The sequence below is a fragment of the Williamsia herbipolensis genome (assembly GCF_036153515.1).
GTDB lineage: Bacteria > Actinomycetota > Actinomycetes > Mycobacteriales > Mycobacteriaceae > Williamsia_A > Williamsia_A herbipolensis.
This window is the reverse complement of the sequence record NZ_CP108021.1, coordinates 1,093,054-1,111,254: the sequence shown is the minus strand read 5'-3', so window position 1 is coordinate 1,111,254 and position 18,201 is coordinate 1,093,054. Positions and strand designations below refer to the sequence as shown.

General features: G+C 69.0%; 18 protein-coding genes and 2 tRNA genes. 17 read left to right on the top strand and 3 right to left on the bottom strand.

The annotated features are described in order from the left end of the window. The first annotated feature begins 1 nt into the window (after position 1). Genes ybeY through OG579_RS05010 form a run of 7 tightly spaced genes read left to right on the top strand, consistent with a single transcriptional unit; the run spans position 2 to position 6,346 of the window. Positions 2-574 carry an rRNA maturation RNase YbeY gene (gene ybeY, locus OG579_RS05040; protein ID WP_045823171.1) on the top strand — a complete coding sequence of 191 codons (573 nt, stop codon included), beginning with the start codon at positions 2-4 and terminating at the stop codon, positions 572-574. Positions 575-579: 5 nt separating this feature from the next. Beyond that, positions 580-1,932 carry a hemolysin family protein gene (locus OG579_RS05035; protein ID WP_328858309.1) on the top strand — a complete coding sequence of 451 codons (1,353 nt, stop codon included), beginning with the start codon at positions 580-582 and terminating at the stop codon, positions 1,930-1,932. Between the two features lie 11 nt (positions 1,933-1,943). After that, positions 1,944-2,870 carry a GTPase Era gene (gene era / locus OG579_RS05030; protein ID WP_045823341.1) on the top strand — a complete coding sequence of 309 codons (927 nt, stop codon included), beginning with the start codon at positions 1,944-1,946 and terminating at the stop codon, positions 2,868-2,870. 4 nt (positions 2,871-2,874) lie between these two features. Then, positions 2,875-4,338 (top strand): YhgE/Pip domain-containing protein, encoded by a 1,464-nt coding sequence (locus OG579_RS05025; protein ID WP_328858308.1) that lies wholly within the window; start codon positions 2,875-2,877, stop codon positions 4,336-4,338. A gap of 4 nt (positions 4,339-4,342) precedes the next feature. After that, positions 4,343-5,137, top strand: a complete 795-nt coding sequence (gene recO, locus OG579_RS05020; protein ID WP_045823169.1) for a DNA repair protein RecO — start codon at positions 4,343-4,345, stop codon at positions 5,135-5,137. Then, positions 5,103-5,930 carry an isoprenyl transferase gene (locus OG579_RS05015; protein ID WP_328858307.1) on the top strand — a complete coding sequence of 276 codons (828 nt, stop codon included), beginning with the start codon at positions 5,103-5,105 and terminating at the stop codon, positions 5,928-5,930. The genes recO and OG579_RS05015 overlap by 35 nt, the downstream gene beginning before the upstream one ends. Then, positions 5,927-6,346 (top strand): hypothetical protein, encoded by a 420-nt coding sequence (locus tag OG579_RS05010; protein ID WP_238981275.1) that lies wholly within the window; start codon positions 5,927-5,929, stop codon positions 6,344-6,346. The genes OG579_RS05015 and OG579_RS05010 overlap by 4 nt, the downstream gene beginning before the upstream one ends. A 15-nt stretch (positions 6,347-6,361) precedes the next feature. On the opposite strand, the gene OG579_RS05005 is transcribed toward OG579_RS05010, so the two are convergent. After that, the gene (locus OG579_RS05005; protein ID WP_328858306.1) at positions 6,362-6,793 is read right to left on the bottom strand and encodes a Fur family transcriptional regulator; all 432 of its coding nucleotides are present in this window, start codon (positions 6,791-6,793) and stop codon (positions 6,362-6,364) included. Then, entirely contained in the window at positions 6,790-7,122 is a 333-nt protein-coding gene (locus OG579_RS05000; RefSeq protein ID WP_045823166.1) for an ArsR/SmtB family transcription factor, read from the bottom strand. Before OG579_RS05000 ends, OG579_RS05005 begins: the two co-directional genes overlap by 4 nt. A gap of 160 nt (positions 7,123-7,282) precedes the next feature. Here OG579_RS05000 and OG579_RS04995 point away from each other — a divergent pair, with 160 nt between their 5' ends. From OG579_RS04995 to dnaG, 5 genes are all read left to right on the top strand, one after another. After that, positions 7,283-8,668 carry a glycine--tRNA ligase gene (locus OG579_RS04995; protein ID WP_328858305.1) on the top strand — a complete coding sequence of 462 codons (1,386 nt, stop codon included), beginning with the start codon at positions 7,283-7,285 and terminating at the stop codon, positions 8,666-8,668. Positions 8,669-8,810: 142 nt separating this feature from the next. Further along, positions 8,811-9,302, top strand: a complete 492-nt coding sequence (locus OG579_RS04990; RefSeq protein WP_328858304.1) for a cold-shock protein — start codon at positions 8,811-8,813, stop codon at positions 9,300-9,302. A 3-nt stretch (positions 9,303-9,305) separates the two neighbouring features. Beyond that, positions 9,306-10,583 (top strand): deoxyguanosinetriphosphate triphosphohydrolase, encoded by a 1,278-nt coding sequence (locus OG579_RS04985; protein ID WP_328858303.1) that lies wholly within the window; start codon positions 9,306-9,308, stop codon positions 10,581-10,583. Continuing rightward, positions 10,576-11,919 (top strand): MFS transporter, encoded by a 1,344-nt coding sequence (locus tag OG579_RS04980; RefSeq protein ID WP_328858302.1) that lies wholly within the window; start codon positions 10,576-10,578, stop codon positions 11,917-11,919. Before OG579_RS04985 ends, OG579_RS04980 begins: the two co-directional genes overlap by 8 nt. Then, positions 11,900-13,816, top strand: a complete 1,917-nt coding sequence (gene dnaG / locus OG579_RS04975; RefSeq protein ID WP_045823337.1) for a DNA primase — start codon at positions 11,900-11,902, stop codon at positions 13,814-13,816. The genes OG579_RS04980 and dnaG overlap by 20 nt, the downstream gene beginning before the upstream one ends. Before the next feature lies 1 nt (position 13,817). Here dnaG and OG579_RS04970 read toward each other — a convergent pair whose 3' ends face one another. Then, entirely contained in the window at positions 13,818-14,060 is a 243-nt protein-coding gene (locus tag OG579_RS04970) for a hypothetical protein (RefSeq protein WP_328858301.1), read from the bottom strand. Positions 14,061-14,410: 350 nt separating this feature from the next. On the opposite strand from OG579_RS04970, the gene OG579_RS04965 reads away from it, so the two are divergent. The 5 genes from OG579_RS04965 to OG579_RS04945 all read left to right on the top strand — a co-directional run bounded on the left by OG579_RS04965 (position 14,411) and on the right by OG579_RS04945 (position 18,182). Next, positions 14,411-14,483, top strand: a tRNA-Asn gene (locus OG579_RS04965). A 19-nt stretch (positions 14,484-14,502) separates the two neighbouring features. Further along, positions 14,503-14,576, top strand: a tRNA-Ile gene (locus tag OG579_RS04960). Between the two features lie 390 nt (positions 14,577-14,966). Further along, a complete protein-coding gene (locus tag OG579_RS04955) occupies positions 14,967-16,175 on the top strand; it encodes a glycosyltransferase (protein ID WP_328858300.1) in 1,209 nt (402 codons plus the stop codon). Continuing rightward, positions 16,172-17,188, top strand: a complete 1,017-nt coding sequence (locus OG579_RS04950; RefSeq protein ID WP_045823161.1) for a GDP-mannose 4,6-dehydratase — start codon at positions 16,172-16,174, stop codon at positions 17,186-17,188. The genes OG579_RS04955 and OG579_RS04950 overlap by 4 nt, the downstream gene beginning before the upstream one ends. Further along, entirely contained in the window at positions 17,127-18,182 is a 1,056-nt protein-coding gene (locus OG579_RS04945) for a GDP-mannose 4,6-dehydratase (protein WP_328858299.1), read from the top strand. The genes OG579_RS04950 and OG579_RS04945 overlap by 62 nt, the downstream gene beginning before the upstream one ends. The last annotated feature ends 19 nt before the right edge of the window (positions 18,183-18,201 follow it).

Genomic DNA, 18,201 nt, shown 5'->3' with positions numbered 1-18,201 from the left:
GATGAGCATCGAGGTCTCCAACGAGTCGGGCGTCGAGGTCCCCGAGCGGATGCTCGTCGACGTCGCCGAGTACGCGCTGGGCCAGATGGACGTGCATCCCGGCGCGGAGCTGTCGATGGTGCTCGTCGACAACGAGACGATGGCCGAACTGCACCTGCGGTGGATGGACCTGCCCGGCCCGACCGACGTGATGAGTTTCCCGATGGACGAGCTGACCCCCGGCGGTCGTCCCGACACCCCCGATCCGGGACCGGCCATGCTCGGCGACATCGTGCTGTGCCCGGAGTTCGCGGCGGTGCAGGCGGCCACCGCGCGCCACCCCGTCGAACACGAGCTGGCGGTCCTCACCGTCCACGGCGTGCTGCACCTCCTCGGGTACGACCACGCCGAACCCGACGAGGAGAAGGAGATGTTCGGCATCCAGGGCCGCATCATCGACGAGTGGTACGCCGATCGGCGCGCCGCCGATCGCGCGCGGGCGCAGGCGGCCAAGGACGCCACCCTGCTCAACCGCATCGGTTTCACCTCTGCTCACACTCCCGAGCGCGAGTCCACCGACCGCAAGGAGCTCTGAGGGCCGTGCCCACCGACGTGTGGCTCCTGCTGCTCGCCCTGGCCCTGATCCCGCTCGGCGGTCTGTTCGCGGCGATCGACGCCGCCCTGCTGACCGTCTCGGTGGCCCGGGTCGACGACATGATCCGCGAGGGCCGCGGCGGCTCGACCCGACTGCGCGCCGTCCTCGTCGACCGCGCCACCTACGTGGGTCTGACCACCCTGATGCGCATCGTCTGCGAGATCGCCGCGACCACGCTCGTGGCGGTGCTCGCCGCCGAACAGCTCAGTCGCGTGTGGGCCATCGTCACCGTCGTGCTGGCGATGTCGGTCGTCAGCTACGTGATGGTCGGTGTCGGACCTCGGACCCTCGGCCGCCAGAACGCCTACTCGATCGCCCTGCCGTCGGCGGTGGTGCTGCAGGCCATCGGGTTCCTGCTGCGGCCGGTGACGCGGTTGCTGATCCTGCTCGGCAACGCGATCACCCCCGGTAAGGGATTCCGCAACGGGCCATTCGCCACCGAGGTCGAACTCCGCGAACTCGTCGACATGGCCGAGGCGCGTGGCGTCGTCGACGCCGGCGAACGACGGATGATCCAGTCGGTCTTCGATCTCGGCGACACCTGCGCGCGCGAGGTGATGGTGCCCCGGCCGGAGATGATCTGGATCGAGTCGGACAAGACGGTGGTGCAGGCGATGAGCCTCGCCACCCGTTCCGGCCACTCGCGCATCCCGGTGATCGGCGAGAACCCCGACGACATCCTCGGCGTCGTCTATCTGAAGGATCTGGTCGAGCGATCCATCCGGGCCGACCGGTCCGACCCGCCGGTGGCGGTCGCCGAGGCGATGCGCCCCGCGGAGTTCATCCCCGATTCCAAGCCGCTCGACCGCGTTCTCGCCGACATGCAGCGCATCCGCAACCACATGGCGCTTCTCGTCGACGAATACGGCGGCATCGCCGGACTGGTCACCATCGAGGACGTCCTCGAGGAGATCGTGGGGGAGATCAACGACGAGTACGACACCGACGAGCTGTCGCCGATCGACGACCTGGGTGACGGCCGGTACCGGGTGTCGTCGCGGCTGCCGGTGGAGGATCTCGGTGAACTGTTCGACATCGAGATCGACGCCGACGACGTCGACACCGTCAGCGGCCTGGTCGGTCTCGCGCTCGGTCGCGTCCCTCTGCCGGGGGCACGGGTCACCTCGCACGGTCTGATCCTGCTCGCCGAGGGCGGACCCAACCGGCAGGGCCGGCTGCGCATCACCTCGGTGGTCGTCGAACGCGAACACCGACCCGACGACGACGCCGTCGAGTCGACCGGGGACGATGTCGAGGCGACGGGCGGACGCTCGCGCTCGTCGGAAGGGGTGTCGTGACCACATCGTCGATGGGGACGCGTGACGACGCCGATTTCCGTTCGGGCTTCCTGTGTTTCGTCGGACGCCCCAACACCGGGAAATCGACGCTCACCAATGCCCTCGTCGGCGAGAAGATCGCCATCACGTCCAATCGCCCACAGACGACCCGCCACACCATCCGCGGGATCGTCAATCGTCCCGACGCGCAGCTGATCCTGGTCGACACCCCCGGACTGCACCGACCCCGCACGCTGCTGGGGCAGCGTCTCAACGACCTGGTGCGCGACACCTACTCCGAGGTCGACGTCATCGGCCTGTGCATCCCGGCCGACGAGACCATCGGTCCGGGTGACCGCTGGATCGTCGAGCAGATCCGCCAGGTCGCCCCGAAGACGCCGCTGCTGGGTGTCGTGACCAAGATCGACCGTGTCACCCCCGACCGGGTCGGCATGCAACTGCTGGCGCTGTCGAAGCTGCTCGGGCCCGAGGGCGAGGTCGTGCCGGTGTCGGCGAAGTCGGGGCAGCAACTCGACATCCTCACCGACGTGATCGTCTCCATGATGGAACCCGGTCCGGCGTTCTATCCCGACGGGGAACTGACCGACGAACCCGAGCTGGTCCTGATGGCCGAGTTCATCCGCGAGGCGGCGTTGGAGGGCGTGCGTGACGAGCTGCCGCACTCGCTCGCCGTCGTCATCGAGGAGGTCATCGAGCGCGAGCCGACCCGCGACGACCGCCCCCCGATGGTCGACGTCCACGCGACGCTGTTCGTCGAGCGGGACAGCCAGAAGGGGATCGTCATCGGTCACAAGGGTTCTCGTCTCAAGGACGTCGGCACCACCGCCCGGGGACAGATCGAACGGCTGCTCGGTACCCGCGTCTACCTCGACATCCACGTGAAGGTCGCCAAGGACTGGCAGCGCGACCCCCGACAGCTCCGCAAGATGGGCTTCTAGGCCGGTGTCCGGCGCGCACGAGAAGCCCGAACCCACCGAGCCCGACCCCTCCGGGTCCGATCGCACCGAGCCCGACGTCGCCGCTACCGCGCCCGAGACGGCGGCGCCCGACGGCGGGTCGACGCACGCGGTGCGCGCGCTGCTGGCCACCCCGCGGTTCTGGGTCGCACCGATCGCCGCCGTCGTGGGCATCATGTGTCTGCTCGCCGCGATGTACATGGGCGCCATCGTCAACCCGGAGAAGAATCTTCACGAGTTCTCCGTCGACCTCGTCGTGGAGGACACCGGCGCCTCCCAGGGCCCCGACGCGCCGCGTGCACAGTTCGGCAGCCAGGTCGCCGAGGGCATCGTCGACGGCACGAAGGGCACCGGGCTGTCGTTGCGCACCACTGACCGCGGGACCGCGCTCGACCGGTTGGCCTCGGCGCAGACCTACGGCGTGATCATCATCCCCGCCGACTTCTCACAGTCGGCCATCGATCTCGCGGGGTCGGTCGTGGGCCGCGACACGCCGTCGCCGCCCACCATCGAGGTGCTCACCAACCGGCGGTCAGGGACGTTCGCCTCGTCGATCCTCACCACCGCGGTCGACCGCATCAAGACGTCGGTGAACCAACAGTTCGGCGCTCAGCTCACCAAGACGGTCCGGGACCGGTTGGCGCAGAACGACGTCCCGTTCGTGGGGTTGGCGTCGTACGCGTTCTCCGCGCCGGTGGTGTTCTCGGTGTCGGATGCACAACCGCTCCCGGGCGGCGCGGCGAACGGGTTGTCGGCGTTCTACTTCACCATCCTGCTGGTGCTCGCCGGGTTCACCGGCGCGCTCATCGTGCATTCGCTCGTCGACGGGATGCTCGGGGCGATCCCCATCGAGATCGGGCCGCTGTACCGACTGCGCAGGCGACTGCCCATCTCGCGCCGCGGCACGCTCGTCGTGAAGTGGTGGATCATGTTCCTCATCGCGATGGTGCAGTCGGCGCTCTACATCGCGGTGTGTGCCGCGGTCGGGATGGACAACCCCGCGCCGTTCACGCTGTGGATGTACTCGACGCTCGCCGTCACCGCGGTCGGGGTCACCGCCTCGTCGGTCATGGCGCTGTTCGGCACACCCGGCATGATCGTCAACCTCGTCTTCTTCGTGATCCTCGGCCTGCCCTCCTCGGGAGGCGCGGTGCCGCTGGAGGCCAGTCCGCGGATCTTCGCGTGGCTCGCCGAGATCGAACCGATGCGCCAGATCTATCTCGGGGTCCGGTCGATCCTCTACTTCAACGGCGACTTCGCCGCCGGGCTCGGGCACTCCCTGGTCGCCACCCTCGTAGGGCTCGCGATCGGCCTCATCCTGGGATCGGTGGCCGTGCGGGTCTACGACGCGAAGGGGTGGCAGCGCGCTCCGCGCGCCGACGACCTCTCCTCCGTTGCCGCCGGAGGAGTGTCGGTGGCGGCGGGGGAGTCGCCGACGGTGCGAGAATGACCGGGTGAGGCTGTATCGGGATCAGGCGGTGGTCGTGCGCCAGCACAAGCTGGGCGAGGCCGATCGCATCGTCACGCTCCTGACGCATCAGCACGGTCTCGTCCGCGCGGTCGCCAAGGGTGTCCGACGCACCCGGTCGAAGTTCGGGGCCCGGCTCGAACCGTTCGCCCACGTCGACGTGCTGCTCTACCCCGGGCGCAACCTCGACGTGGTGACGCAGGTGGAGAGCATCGACGCGTTCGCGTCGTCCATCGTCGCCGACTACGGGCGCTACACCAGCGCGTGCGCGGTGCTCGAGACCGCCGAGCGCCTCGCCGGGGAGGAGCGCGCACCCGCAGACCGGTTGCACAAACTCACCGTCGGTGGGTTGCGTGCGATCGCCGACGCCGTCCGCCCGCGCGACCTCGTCCTCGACGCCTTCCTGTTGCGGGCCATGGATTTCGCGGGGTGGATGCCCGCGCTCGACACCTGCGCGAGGTGTGGTGCGCCGGGCCCGCACCGTGCGTTCCATGTCGCCGCGGGCGGGGCGGTGTGCCTGCACTGCCGGCCTGCGGGGTCGGCGACGCCCTCACCGGGCGTGATGGACCTCATGGACGACCTCTACCGTGGACGCTGGGAGCACACCGTCGACGTCAACGACTCGCTGCGCCGACAGGCCAGTGGCCTGACCGCGGCGCACCTGCAGTGGCATCTCGAGCGTCAGCTGCGCACGCTCCCGTTGATCGAGCGCGAGGCACCGCACCGACTGGGAGAGGACAACCGTGATGGCTCTGCGTCGCCCCGCGAAGCGGTCCGCTGAACCGGTCGCCGACCGGGTGATCCGTCCACCCGACCCGCATCCGTCCGGAGCGCGACCGCCGCTGCTGCAGACCGAGCTCATCCCACGCCATGTCGCGCTGGTGATGGACGGCAACGGTCGGTGGGCCACCGACCGCGGACTGCCGAGGACCGAGGGCCACAAGCGCGGCGAGGCCGTGCTGATGGACTCGGTGTGCGGGTGCATAGAACTCGGCGTCACGTGGCTCTCTGCGTACGCCTTCTCCACCGAGAACTGGTCGCGCAGCCCCGAGGAGGTGCGCTTCCTCATGGGCTTCAACCGCGACGTGATCCGGCGTCGTCGCGACGAGATGCACGAGATGGGCGTCCGGGTCCGATGGGCCGGTCGTCGACCTCGACTGTGGGCCAGCGTGATCCGTGAACTCGAGGTCGCCGAGGAGATGACGAAGGACAACACCGTCATGAACCTGACGATGTGCGTCAACTACGGAGGACGTGCCGAGATCGCCGACGCCGCACGCGAGATAGCGCGCCGGGTGGCCGCGGGGCAACTCGACCCCGAGCGCATCGACGAGAAGACCGTGGCCCGTCACCTCGACGAGCCGGACATGCCCGACGTCGACCTGTTCCTGCGGCCATCGGGGGAGCAACGCATCTCGAACTTCCTGCTGTGGCAGTCGGCGTACGCCGAGATGGTGTACCAGGACAAGCTGTTCCCCGATTTCGACCGCCGCGATCTCTGGGCCGCCTGCGTCGAATATGCCTCGCGCGACCGCAGATTCGGCGGCGTACGCGAGGCCGGGGACCCGGCATGAGTGACACCGCGTCGACACCTGTACCCGCCGTCGCGCTGATGGACCGTGCCGCGGTCCTCATCGCGGCGATCGGCGCGGTCGACCACGTGACGGGGGAGACGTCGATGACCGTCGCGTTCGAGGGCACGCGCGCCGCGGTGCAGTCGATGACGCTGTCGGAGGGACTCGACGTCCTGTCGGTGACCCAGGTGCTGGCCTGGGACCTGCCGAACACCGACGCCCTGCGCGACGACATCGAGCGACTCTCGGCGCAGATGAGTTTCGGCGCCATCAAACGCGCCTCGACCGATGTGACCACCGATGTGTTGGCGCACTACACCTTTCCCGCGGGCACCCTCTCCGACGCGGCGCTGCTGACCATGGTGCATCTCGTGCTCTCCACCGGAACCGAACTCTCGGCCGCCCTCACCGCCTGACCGTCGATCGGGCGGTCAGGGGGTACTGCGACAGTCCGGGCAGCGCCCGAAGATCTCGACGGTGTGGCTGACGTCGGTGTAGCCGTGACTCGCCGCGATCGTGGCGGCCCATTCCTCGACGGGGTCGGCCTGCACCTCGATCGTGGTCCCACACACCCGACACACCAGGTGGTGATGGTGGCCGGCCGAGCAGCGCCGGTAGCGGGACTCGCCGGAATCGGTACGCAGCACGTCGATCTCACCCGCGTCGGCCAACGCCTGCAGGTTGCGGTACACGGTGGTCAGACCGATCGACTCACCGTCGGCCTTGAGGCTGTCGTGGAGCTCCTGCGCCGACCGGAACTCGTCAACGGTGGTGAGCAGCGACGCGATCGCGTGGCGCTGTCGGGTGGACCGGACGCCGGTCACCGGCGGTGCGGCCTCGGCCTCGGTGTGGTGGGCGCTCATTCGCCGTGTTCGGTGGCGTGTGCGACCGCGTCGGTGACGATGTGCGACAGGTGGTCGTCGACGAGGCGGTAGAGGATCTCGCGTCCGTTGCGTTCGCCGTGGACCACGCCGGCGGCCTTCAGGACCCGCAGGTGCTGGCTGATGAGCGGCTGGGTGACACCGAGATGGCCGACGAGTTCGTGGACGCACTGCTCGCGCTCGAGCAGTTGCAACACGATGGCGATCCGTACCGGCGCGGCCAACGCGCGCAACAGCTCACCGGCCGCCTCGAGCGCGGCGCGATCGGCCCGCACCCCGCCGGTCGCGACCTCGCCGGAGTTCTCCACCATGGCCTACCTCTCTCGTGGTCGCAGGCGTCGTGGGACACCGCGGGGCTTAATTGCAATCATTTTCATATGCGCCGTCGGCCATGTCAAGGCGGCCGCACCGCCGGGGCTAGTCTGGGTCGGTACTTCTTCCCCGAGACCGAAGCTGGAGTGTGCGTTCATCGTGGCCGGAACAGTCGATGCCGTCGTCAACCTGTGCAAGCGGCGAGGGCTGGTGTACCAGTGCGGTGAGATCTACGGCGGCACCAGATCGGCATGGGACTACGGTCCACTCGGCGTGGAGCTCAAGGACAACATCAAGAAGCAGTGGTGGCGGTCGATGGTCACCTCGCGCGACGACGTCGTCGGCCTCGACTCGTCGGTCATCCTGCCGCGCGCGGTGTGGGAGGCCTCGGGCCACGTGAGCGTCTTCAACGACCCGCTCGTCGAGTGCCTCAACTGCCACAAGCGACACCGCCAGGACCATCTGCAGGAGGCCTACGCGGAGAAGAAGGGTCTCGACGATCCCGATTCGGTCCCCATGGCGGAGGTCGTGTGTCCCGACTGCGGCACCCGCGGACGATGGACCGAGCCGCGCGACTTCAACATGATGCTCAAGACCTACCTCGGACCGGTCGAGTCCGAGGAGGGGCTGCATTACCTGCGTCCGGAGACCGCGCAGGGCATCTTCGTCAACTTCAAGAACGTGATGACCACCGCTCGCAAGAAGCCGCCGTTCGGCATCGGCCAGATCGGCAAGAGCTTCCGCAACGAGATCACCCCGGGCAACTTCATCTTCCGCACCCGCGAGTTCGAGCAGATGGAGATGGAGTTCTTCGTCAAGCCCGGTGACGACGAGCAGTGGCACCAGTACTGGATCGACACCCGTCGCCAGTGGTACGTCGATCTCGGGATCGACCCCGACAACCTGCGCCTGTTCGAGCACCCCGCCGAGAAGCTGTCGCACTACGCCAAGCGCACGGTCGACGTCGAGTACCGGTTCGGCTTCGCGGGCAGCCCGTGGGGTGAGCTCGAGGGTGTCGCCAGCCGCACCGACTTCGACCTCAGCACCCACTCGAAGCACTCGGGGGAGGACCTGTCGTTCTTCGACCAGGCGTCGGGCGAGCGGTACACGCCGTACGTGATCGAGCCCGCAGCCGGACTCACGCGGTCGTTCATGGCGTTCCTGTGTGACGCGCTCGTCGACGAGGAGGTGCCGAATGCCAAGGGCGGCACCGACACCCGTACGGTCCTCAAGCTCGACCGACGTCTGGCGCCGATCAAGGTCGCGGTGTTGCCGCTCTCGCGCAACGAGCAGCTCTCGCCGAAGGCCAAGGCACTCGCCGCCGAGCTGCGGCAGCACTGGAACGTGGAGTTCGACGACGCGCAGGGCATCGGCAAGCGGTACCGCCGCCAGGACGAGATCGGCACACCGTTCTGTGTGACCGTCGATTTCGACTCGCTCGACGACGACGCCGTGACCATCCGTGAACGCGACACCATGAGCCAGCAGCGCATCGCGATCGGTCAGGTGACGTCGTATCTGGCCGGGGAACTGCTCGGCTGCTGACCGCGTCGGTCGAGGCGGCGGTCCCGGGAATGGATGATGCCGCTGATCTCTGCCATAGTCGGGGTCAGGAGTCGCCATGCCGGCACGGGGTCGGCGGGAGAGATGGCGAGACGAGAGAAGTGGGTGTGTCGTGAGTGGTTCGGTGACAGGCAAGGTCGTGCACTACGACGCCAACCGTGGATTCGGGTTCCTTGCGCCGGATGCCGGTGGCGCAGATGTGTTCCTGCACATCAACGACATCGACATCGACGAGGCCGCCCTCAAGCCCGGCGCCCAGGTGAGTTTCGACGTCGAGGCGACCGAGCGGGGATCGAAGGCGGTCAACGTCGCGGTCACCGGCGCGGCCGCCGACACCGCACCCCGCGGCGGCCGACGTGACGACCACGGCGATCACCGCGAGCGCGACACCCGCGACCATCGCAGCGAGCGCACTGACCGGAACGATCGCAGCGAGCGCGCCCCGCGCCGTGCGCCGCGCCCGACCGATGCCGCGGTTCTCGACGCCACCACGTTCGTCGAGGAACTCACCGAGATCCTGCTCGACGCCTCGGGTGACCTCACCGCGACCCAGATCATCGCCATCCGCGGTCGCGTCGCCGATTTCGCCGTCGCACGCGGCTGGGTCGTCGACTGAGCCGTGCTCGCACCGATCGCCGACTACGACGACCACGCGACGGCGCGCATCGTCGTCGAGGCGCCGAAGTCGTCGATCCTGCCCGGCACCCACACCGACCACCGCAGCGAGTTCGCCCGCGATCGCGCCCGTGTCCTGCACAGCGCGGCCCTGCGGCGCCTGGCCGACAAGACCCAGGTCGTCGGACCCCGCGAGGGTGACACCCCGCGCACCCGTCTCACGCACTCACTGGAGGTGGGCCAGATCGGTCGCGGGATCGCCATCGGTCTGGGCTGCGATCCCGACCTCGTCGAACTGGCCGGTCTCGCCCACGACATCGGGCATCCGCCCTACGGGCACAACGGGGAACGTGCGCTCGACGAGGTCGCCGAGGATCACGGCGGGTTCGAGGGCAACGCGCAGAACCTGCGCATCCTCACCCGTCTCGAACCCAAGCTGCTCGACGCCCGTGGTGACTCCGTGGGCCTCAACCTGACGCGCGCCTCGCTCGACGCGACCCTCAAGTACCCGTGGACGCGACCCGAACCCGGCGCGAAATTCGGTGCCTACGGCGATGATTCGCCGATGCTCGACTGGGTGCGCGACGGTGTCGCGGGAACCCGGCAGTGCCTCGAGGCGCAGGTGATGGACTGGTCGGACGACGTGGCGTACTCGGTCCACGACGTCGAGGACGGCATCATGGGCGGCCGCATCGATCTGCGCAGCCTCGCCGACCCGACCGAGCAGCGCGACCTCGCCGAGATCGGTGTGCGCGAGTTCGACGGGCTCGACGCCAACGCGCTGATCGAGGCGGCCGCGCGTCTGGCCGATCTCGAGATCGTCCGTGCGGCACACGGTTACGACGGGACGCTGACCGGTTCGGTGATCCTCAAACAGCTCACCAGTGAACTGGTGGGACGCTTCGCCTCCGCCGCGATCGCCGGTACACGCGCGGAGTCCGGCGACAGGCCGCTGCACCGCTACGACACCGACCTGTCGGTGCCCGCGCTGGTCGCCTCCGAGGTGGCCGTCCTCAAGACCGTGGCGCTGCGGTTCATCTTCTCCGACGTCCGCCACCGCGCCCACCAGCAGCGCCAACGCGATCGCATCCATCGCGTCGCCGCATGGCTGCTGCGGGCGGCGCCCGGAGGCCTCGACCCGATCCTCGTCCCCGCCTTCACCGCCGCCACCGACGACGCCGCGCGGATGCGCGTCGTCGTCGACCAGATCGCGTCGATGACCGAGGGCCGGCTCGAACGGACCGATCGCCAGAACTCCGGGGCGCAGGCGCATCTTGGCTGACGGGGCGGGGAGCCCGACTGCCCCCGACGCCGTCTGGCGCGCGGGCGCGTTCGCGGTGGCCGCGATCATCACGTTCGGGCTGAGCCTGCGCCTGATGTTCGGCAGCGCGTCGTCGCTCATCGACGAGATCCGCGACGGCTACCACCTCGATGCGGTCGAGGTCGCGCTCCTCACGACCGGCCCGGTAGTGTGCCTCGGCCTCGGCGCGAGTGTCGCACCGCGGCTGGCGCGCCGGTTCTCGGTGCTGCCGGTGGCGACGGTCGCGATGGCCGTGCTCGCGGTCGGTACGGCTCTGCGCGCGGTGCCGGGGTGGCCGATCCTGTTGGTCGGCACACTCCTCGGTGGCCTCGGCATCGCCGTCGCGAACGTGCTGGGTCCGGTCCTGATCCGGTTGCTGTTCCCGCGTCGTATCGGTGCCATGACCGGACTGCTCACGGCACTGATCTGTGTCAGCGCGGGCATCGCCTCCGGCATCACCCCGCCCCTGACGCGAGCCGTCGGTGACAGCTGGCGCACGGGATTGGGCGCGTGGGCGATCCCCGCGGTGCTCGCCGCGGCCGCCATGGCCGTCCTCACCGTCGGCCGTGCGCGTGGTCTCCGTCGTGAGGCCCGGGCGGCGACAGAGGTACCCGTCGTGCCCACGCCCGCGCCGACCGTGGGCCTGCGCGCCCGGATGCGCTGGGCGATCACCGGTTTCATGGGTATCCAGTCGCTGCTCGCGTACGCCACGGTGGCGTGGGTCCCGACGATCTACCGCGACCGCGGCGTGAGCGCCGACAAGGCGGGACTGATCTTCGCGGTGCTCAGTGTCAGCAGCATCGTCACGGCGCTGGGCGTGCCGGTCCTCGCGACGCGTATGCGTTCGCAGCGGGTTCTCGCCGTCGCCGTCGTCGTCCTGGCCACCGCGGGCATCCTCGGGGTGCTGACCACGGGCACCTGGGGAGCGTGGCCGTCGGCGGTGCTCATCGGACTCGGACAGGGCGGCGCCCTGTCGCTCGCGTTGGTGCTGATGAACCTGCGCACCGCGTCTGCCGCCGAGGCGACCACGCTGTCGGCCTTCGCCCAGACCGTCGGTTACCTGCTCGCCGCCACCGGTCCGATCGCCATGGGCGTGCTGCACTCGCTCACCGACGGATGGTCGGTACCGCTGATCGCCCTCGCGGCGACGATGGTGCCGCTCGCCGCGTGCGGCGTCGTCGCAGGTCACCCGGGAGCCCACGATCGCGGCATGTCCGCGGCCGCAGCGCCGGTGCCCGCGTATCCACAGTCCGACACGGGCGGGGCCGGGGTGGCCCGCTCACCGATACACTCGGATGGTGCCCGGCCGAATCCCTGATCGTGACATCACGGCGATTCGCGAACGCACGAACATCGAGGACATCGTCGGTGACTACGTCGCGTTGCGCCGCGCGGGCGCCGACAGTCTGAAGGGACTGTGTCCCTTCCACGACGAGAAGTCGCCGTCGTTCCACGTGCGTCCGAACCACGGCCACTTCCACTGCTTCGGGTGCGGCGAGGGCGGTGACGTCTACACCTTCCTGCAGAAACAGGAGCACATCACCTTCGTCGAGGCGGTCGAGCAGCTCGCCGACCGGATCGGCTACCAGATCAACTACGAGGGCGGCGGCACGAGCGTCGCCCGCGATCGCGGCACCCGCGCCCGTCTCGTCGCCGCGAATGCCGCGGCCCAGAAGTTCTATGCCGAGCAGCTCCTCACCCCGGACGCCAAGCCCGCGCGCGACTATCTGCTCGAGCGCGACTTCGATCAGGCGGCATCGGTGCAGTTCGGCTGCGGGTTCGCGCCGCTGTCGTGGGACTCGATGACCAAGGCGTTGCTCGCGCAGGGTTTCGAGTTCGCCGAACTCGAGGCCGCGGGGTTGTCGCAGCAGGGCCAGCGTGGTCCCCGGGACCGCTTCCGGCGGCGACTGCTGTGGCCCATCCGCAACCTCGCCGGCGACATCATCGGCTTCGGCGCCCGCAAGCTGTTCGACGACGACACCATGGGCAAGTACATGAACACGCCCGAGACCATGCTCTACAAGAAGTCGCAGGTGCTGTTCGGACTCGATCATGCGAAGAAGAACATCGCCAAGGGGCACCAGGTGGTGATCGTCGAGGGCTACACCGACGTCATGGCCATGCACCTCTCGGGCGTCACCACCGCGGTCGCGTCGTGCGGCACCGCATTCGGCGAGGACCATCTCGCCCTGCTGCGACGGCTGCTCATGGACGACTCCTATTTCCGCGGCGAGGTCATCTACACCTTCGACGGCGACGCGGCGGGACAGGCCGCCGCGCTCAAGGCATTCGAGGGGGAGCAGAGCATCGCCGGGCAGACCTTCGTCGCCATCGCACCCGACGGCATGGATCCCTGTGAACTCCGGCAGCGCAGCGGCGACGGCGCCGTCCGCGACCTCGTCGCCCGGCGGATCCCCATGTTCCAGTTCGCCATTCGCGCCGTGCTCGCCGGCCACGATCTCGACACCGCGGAGGGGCGTGTGCACGCGCTGCGTGACACCGTCCCCGTCGTCGCCCGCATCAAGGACGTGGCCCTGCGCGACGAGTACGCCCGGCAGCTCGCGGGATGGGTCGGCTGGGAGGACGTGGGTCAGGTGTTGCGCCGGGTCCGCGAACAGTCGACGTCGACCGCGGTCAGCACCGGTGCCGCCGCCCGATCGCAGGCCCGCACCCGGGCCGGGGCCCAACTCGCCGGACCGGGCGCCGGCGGCGCGGCACGTCCGTCGCCCACCGACCCCCGTCTGTGGCCGCAACGCGAGGCCCTCAAGGCGGGACTGCAGCACCCGGCGATCGCGGGCACGGTGTTCGACTCGCTGCCCGTCGAGTGCTTCCCCGAACCGGCGTACGCCCTGATCCGTGCCGCGATCGCCGCGGTCGGCGGGACCGCATCGGGTTTGAGCGGCGCGCAGTGGGTGGAGACCGTCGGGCGCGAGCTGGACAACCCGGTTCTGGCGTCGCTGTTGACCGAACTCGCCGTCGAGCCGATGCCGGCCGACGAGAACGCGATCCCGCGTTACATCGGCAGTGTGCTGGCGCGGCTGCAGGAGATCTGGGTGGGCGAGCAGATCGCCGACATCAAGTCGCGGCTGCGACGGATGTCACCCGGGGACGATCCCGATGCCTACAACACGGTGTTCGGCGATCTCGTCGCGCTCGAGGCATATCGCCGGAGCCTTCTCGAACAGGCCGTGGACCCCAACGCGCCCGTCGGGTGAATCAGTCGCGCGGGTCGCGCGGCGCGTAGACGGTGGTGGAGTCATCGATCTGGTGGACGCGGGTCAGCGGGGGCTCGGGGTTGATCTTCTCCGACAGCTTCTGGCGGCCGATCTCGATCGCCTTGCGCGTGGCCGGGGACCCGGTCACCGCGTGATAGGCGCCGTTGATCTGGTCGTAGCGACGCCGTCCCGCCTTCGCGCCGAGCACATAACCGACGCCGAGCAGGGCGAGCAGTCGAACCATGCGGTTGAGCCTTCCGTGTCGAGCACTCGTGTCCCGGACAGCGGTGGCGCACGCCGCGCCGCGGGGCGGCGCAGGGGCACCGGCCGGGCCTGATGTCGGGGTCCATCCTGCCCGATGCGGGTGGTGTCCACACCTCCGGGCGGGCCCCGCGCCGCCGATGACGCGTCTCGCCGCAGCCGGTGAAGCCTCGTGTCGCAGCCGGTGAGGCATCGTGTCGCAGCCGCTCAGGCATCGTGTCGCAGCCGGGTCGGCGTCTCGGCACAGCCGATTTGGTGCCGGGCCGACCCCATGGGATAAAGTCACTCCAGCGGTTCGGCCGCGGGGTTCGCCCCGTCGTCGATCGACAGCATTCCCCCATAGCTCAATTGGCAGAGCTTCCGACTGTTAATCGGACGGTTACTGGTTCGAGTCCAGTTGGGGGAGCCGGTGGTCGCGCCGACCCGGGGCGGTAGCTCAGTTGGTCAGAGCCGGGGACTCATAATCCCTTGGTCGCGGGTTCGAGCCCCGCCCGCCCCACCGCGCGTTCTCTCCTCCCCGGTGATCTTGCTCCCATCCGCTGCGCCGTCGGCGACGAACTGTCGGTATGGGCCTGTCGCCACGCCACGTCGGTCTCGCCGGTGACCTCGGCGAGCGTCCCCGGACGCGGTCGGGCACGGTGCCTCGTGCATGTGTGCAGCTAATGACGTGGGGTAATCAACAAGCCGTTGATCGCACTCCGCGGAGCGGCAGCGGTTATCCTTAGCCGCAGTCACAGGGCGGTCATTTCCGATCCGATCGCCGACAAGCCCGTAACGATCCGCCCGAAGCTGACGACAGTCGAGTGAGCAGACGACAGGCTCGCCTCGAGTTCCACGACGAGAAATCTCGGAAAGTTCCACGCCTTTCGCACAGAATGGGAGTCTCACGGTGAGTGTGATCGACCGAGCGGACACGAAGGGCCTGAACACGCGGGCCGATGTCGCTGGTGCCGGCCGTCGCGCGGGTTCCGATGAGCGGTCCCGTCCCCGTGTGGCCATCGCCCACGACTACCTCACGCAGCGTGGTGGCGCCGAGAAGGTCGTGCTGTCGATGGCGCGGGCCTTCCCCGACGCCGTGATCTACACCACACTGTTCGACCCGGAGAACACCTATCCCGAGTTTTCCGACATGGACATCCGGGTCTCTCCGCTGAACAAGGTCGGCTTCCTGCGTCGCAGCCACCGCGCCGCCCTCCCGCTGCTCCCCGCCGCCGCGTCGTCGATGCACATCGACGCCGACCTGGTGCTGGTCAGCTCCAGCGGGTGGGCCCACGGCTTCCGCACCTCGGGCACCAAGCTCGTCTACTGCTACTCACCGGCACGCTGGCTCTACCAGGCCGAGGCGTACCTGGGGGAGTCGGCGGGCTGGAAGAAGCGCCTCGCGCTGTCGGTGCTCACGCCCTTCCTGCGCCGTTGGGATCGCCGGGCCGCGGCCTCGTGCGAGGAATACCTCGCCATCAGCCATGCCGTGCAGGGTCGGATCACCGCCGCCTACGACCGGCCGTCGACGGTGTTGCCCGCGCCGGCCACCATCACCGTGGAGCCCGAGCCCGAGGTCGTCGACGAGGTCGCCGACTGGGCTACCGACGGCTTCCACCTCTGCATCTCGCGCCTGTTGGCCTACAAGAACGTCGACAAGGTCATCGAGGCCTTCCGCGGCACCGATCGTCGCCTCGTCGTCGTCGGACGCGGCCCCGAGGCCGAGCGTCTGCGCGCACTGAAGCCCGACAACGTCGCGATGGTGTCCGATCTCAGCGACCGCCAGATGGCGTGGCTCTACCGCCACTGCTCGGCCGTCGTCGCCGCCTCGTACGAGGACTTCGGTCTCACCCCGATCGAGGGTGCGGCCTACGGTAAGCCTGCCGCCCTGCTCCGCTGGGGTGGCTTCCTCGACACCGCCGTCGAGCACGTGACCGCCGAGTACTTCGACGAGCCCGAGCCCGAGGCCATCCGTGCCGCGGTGACCCGCGTCGAACAGCGTCACTGGGACTCGGAGAAGATCGCCGACCACGTGACGCGCTTCTCCGACGACCACTTCGCCGCACAACTGCACGAGATCGTCGACCGTCTCGCGCCGGACCCGAAGGACATCTGGTGACCCAGAAACGCGCCCTGATCACCGGTATCACCGGACAGGACGGCCTCTATCTCGCCGAACTGCTGCAGACGAAGGGCTATGAGGTCTGGGGCCTCGTCCGCGGACAGAACAACCCGAAGGTGGGGGCGCTGCGCGAGGAGTTCCCCGACGTCAAGATCGTCACCGGTGACCTGCTCGACCTGTCGAGCCTGATGAAGTCGATGACGCTCGCCCGGCCCGACGAGGTCTACAACCTCGGTGCCATCTCCTTCGTCGCGTACTCGTGGGAGAACGCGCGCCTGACCACCGACGTCACCGGTGGTGGCGTGCTGAACATGCTCGAGGCCGTGCGCCTCTACCAGGACATCTCCGACCACGAGGTGCGCTTCTACCAGGCGTCGAGCTCGGAGATGTTCGGCCGCGTGCAGGAGGTCCCGCAGAAGGAGACCACCCTGCTCTGGCCGCGGTCGCCCTACGGCGTCGCCAAGGTCTACGGCCACTACATGACCATCAACTACCGCGAGTCCTACGGCATGCACGCCAGCTCGGGTGTGCTGTTCAACCACGAGTCGCCGCGTCGCGGCATCGAGTTCGTGACCCGCAAGATCAGCAACGCGGTCGCGCGCATCTCGCTGGGCCTGCAGGACTCGATCTCCCTGGGCAACCTCGACGCCAAGCGCGACTGGGGCTTCGCCGGCGACTACGTCGAGGCGATGTACCTGATGCTGCAGCAGGACGAGGCCGACGACTACGTCATCTCGACCGGCGAGACCCACTCCATCCGCGAATTCCTCGACATCGCGTTCACCGAGGTCGGCATCGACGACTGGGAGCGCTACGTCACGATCGACCCGCAGTTCTTCCGTCCCGCCGAGGTCGACCTGCTGATCGGGGACTCCGCGAAGGCGCGCGAGAAGCTGGGCTGGACGCCGAGCGTCTCGTTCCCCGAGCTGGTCCGGATGATGGTGGCCGGTGATCTCGAGTCCGAGCGCACCCGAGCACAGTCTGCGCCTCCGGCTGTCCATGCTCGATGACGCTCGCCCCGACCCGCGCGTAGCCCTCGTCACCGGGATCTACGGGCAGGACGGTTCGTACCTCGCCGAACGTCTCCTCGCCGACGGGTGGGAGGTGCACGGTGCCTACCGCCCCGGCACGTCCATGTCGGAGACCGCACCGGCCGATCTGACCGGCGCCCATCTGCACGGATGCGACCTCGTCGATGACACCGCGGCCGCGGATCTCGTCGCCGAGGTGACGCCCGGCGTGATCTTCCACCTCGCGGGTGCCTCCTCGGTGGGACGTTCCTGGCAGGCGCCCGTGGCGACCGCCCGGGTGAACGCCGTGGCCACCACCGCCCTGCTCGACGCGGCGATGGGCGTGGCCGACCGGACCGGTGACCGCGTCGTGTTCGTCAACGCCTCGAGTGCCGAGATCTTCGGGACGACCGACGCCGGTCGCCTTGACGAGTCGACGCCCATCGCACCCTCGTCGCCCTACGGCGCCACCAAGGCCTACACGCACCTGTTGGGCGCGGTCTACCGCGATCGTGGCCTCGCGGTGAACAATGCGATCCTCTTCAACCACGAATCCCCGCGTCGCGGAACAGAATTCGTGACCGGGAAGATCGCGCACGGCGTCGCGGCCATCGCCCGGGGTGAGCGCGACCGCTTGTCGCTGGGCGACATGAGCGCGCGCCGCGACTGGGGGTGGGCCCCGGACTACGCCGACGCGATGTACCGGATGGCGGTGCGTTCGGATGCCCGCGGGGACGATTTCGTGATCGCCACCGGCACCTCGCACTCGGTGCGCGATTTCGTGGCCGCCGGTTTCGCCGCGGTGGGGATCGACGACTGGGAGCACCTCGTCGAGATCGACTCCGCGCATGTCCGCCCGGTGGACCCGTCGGACTTCGTGGGTGACGCGGCACATGCCCGGACGGTCCTCGGCTGGGCGCCGACCGTGCAATTCGGCGAGATCGTCCGGAACATGGTCGAATCGCACATGGCGCAGTCGGTCGCCGCCCGATGAGTTGGAGTCCGCCGAGTAC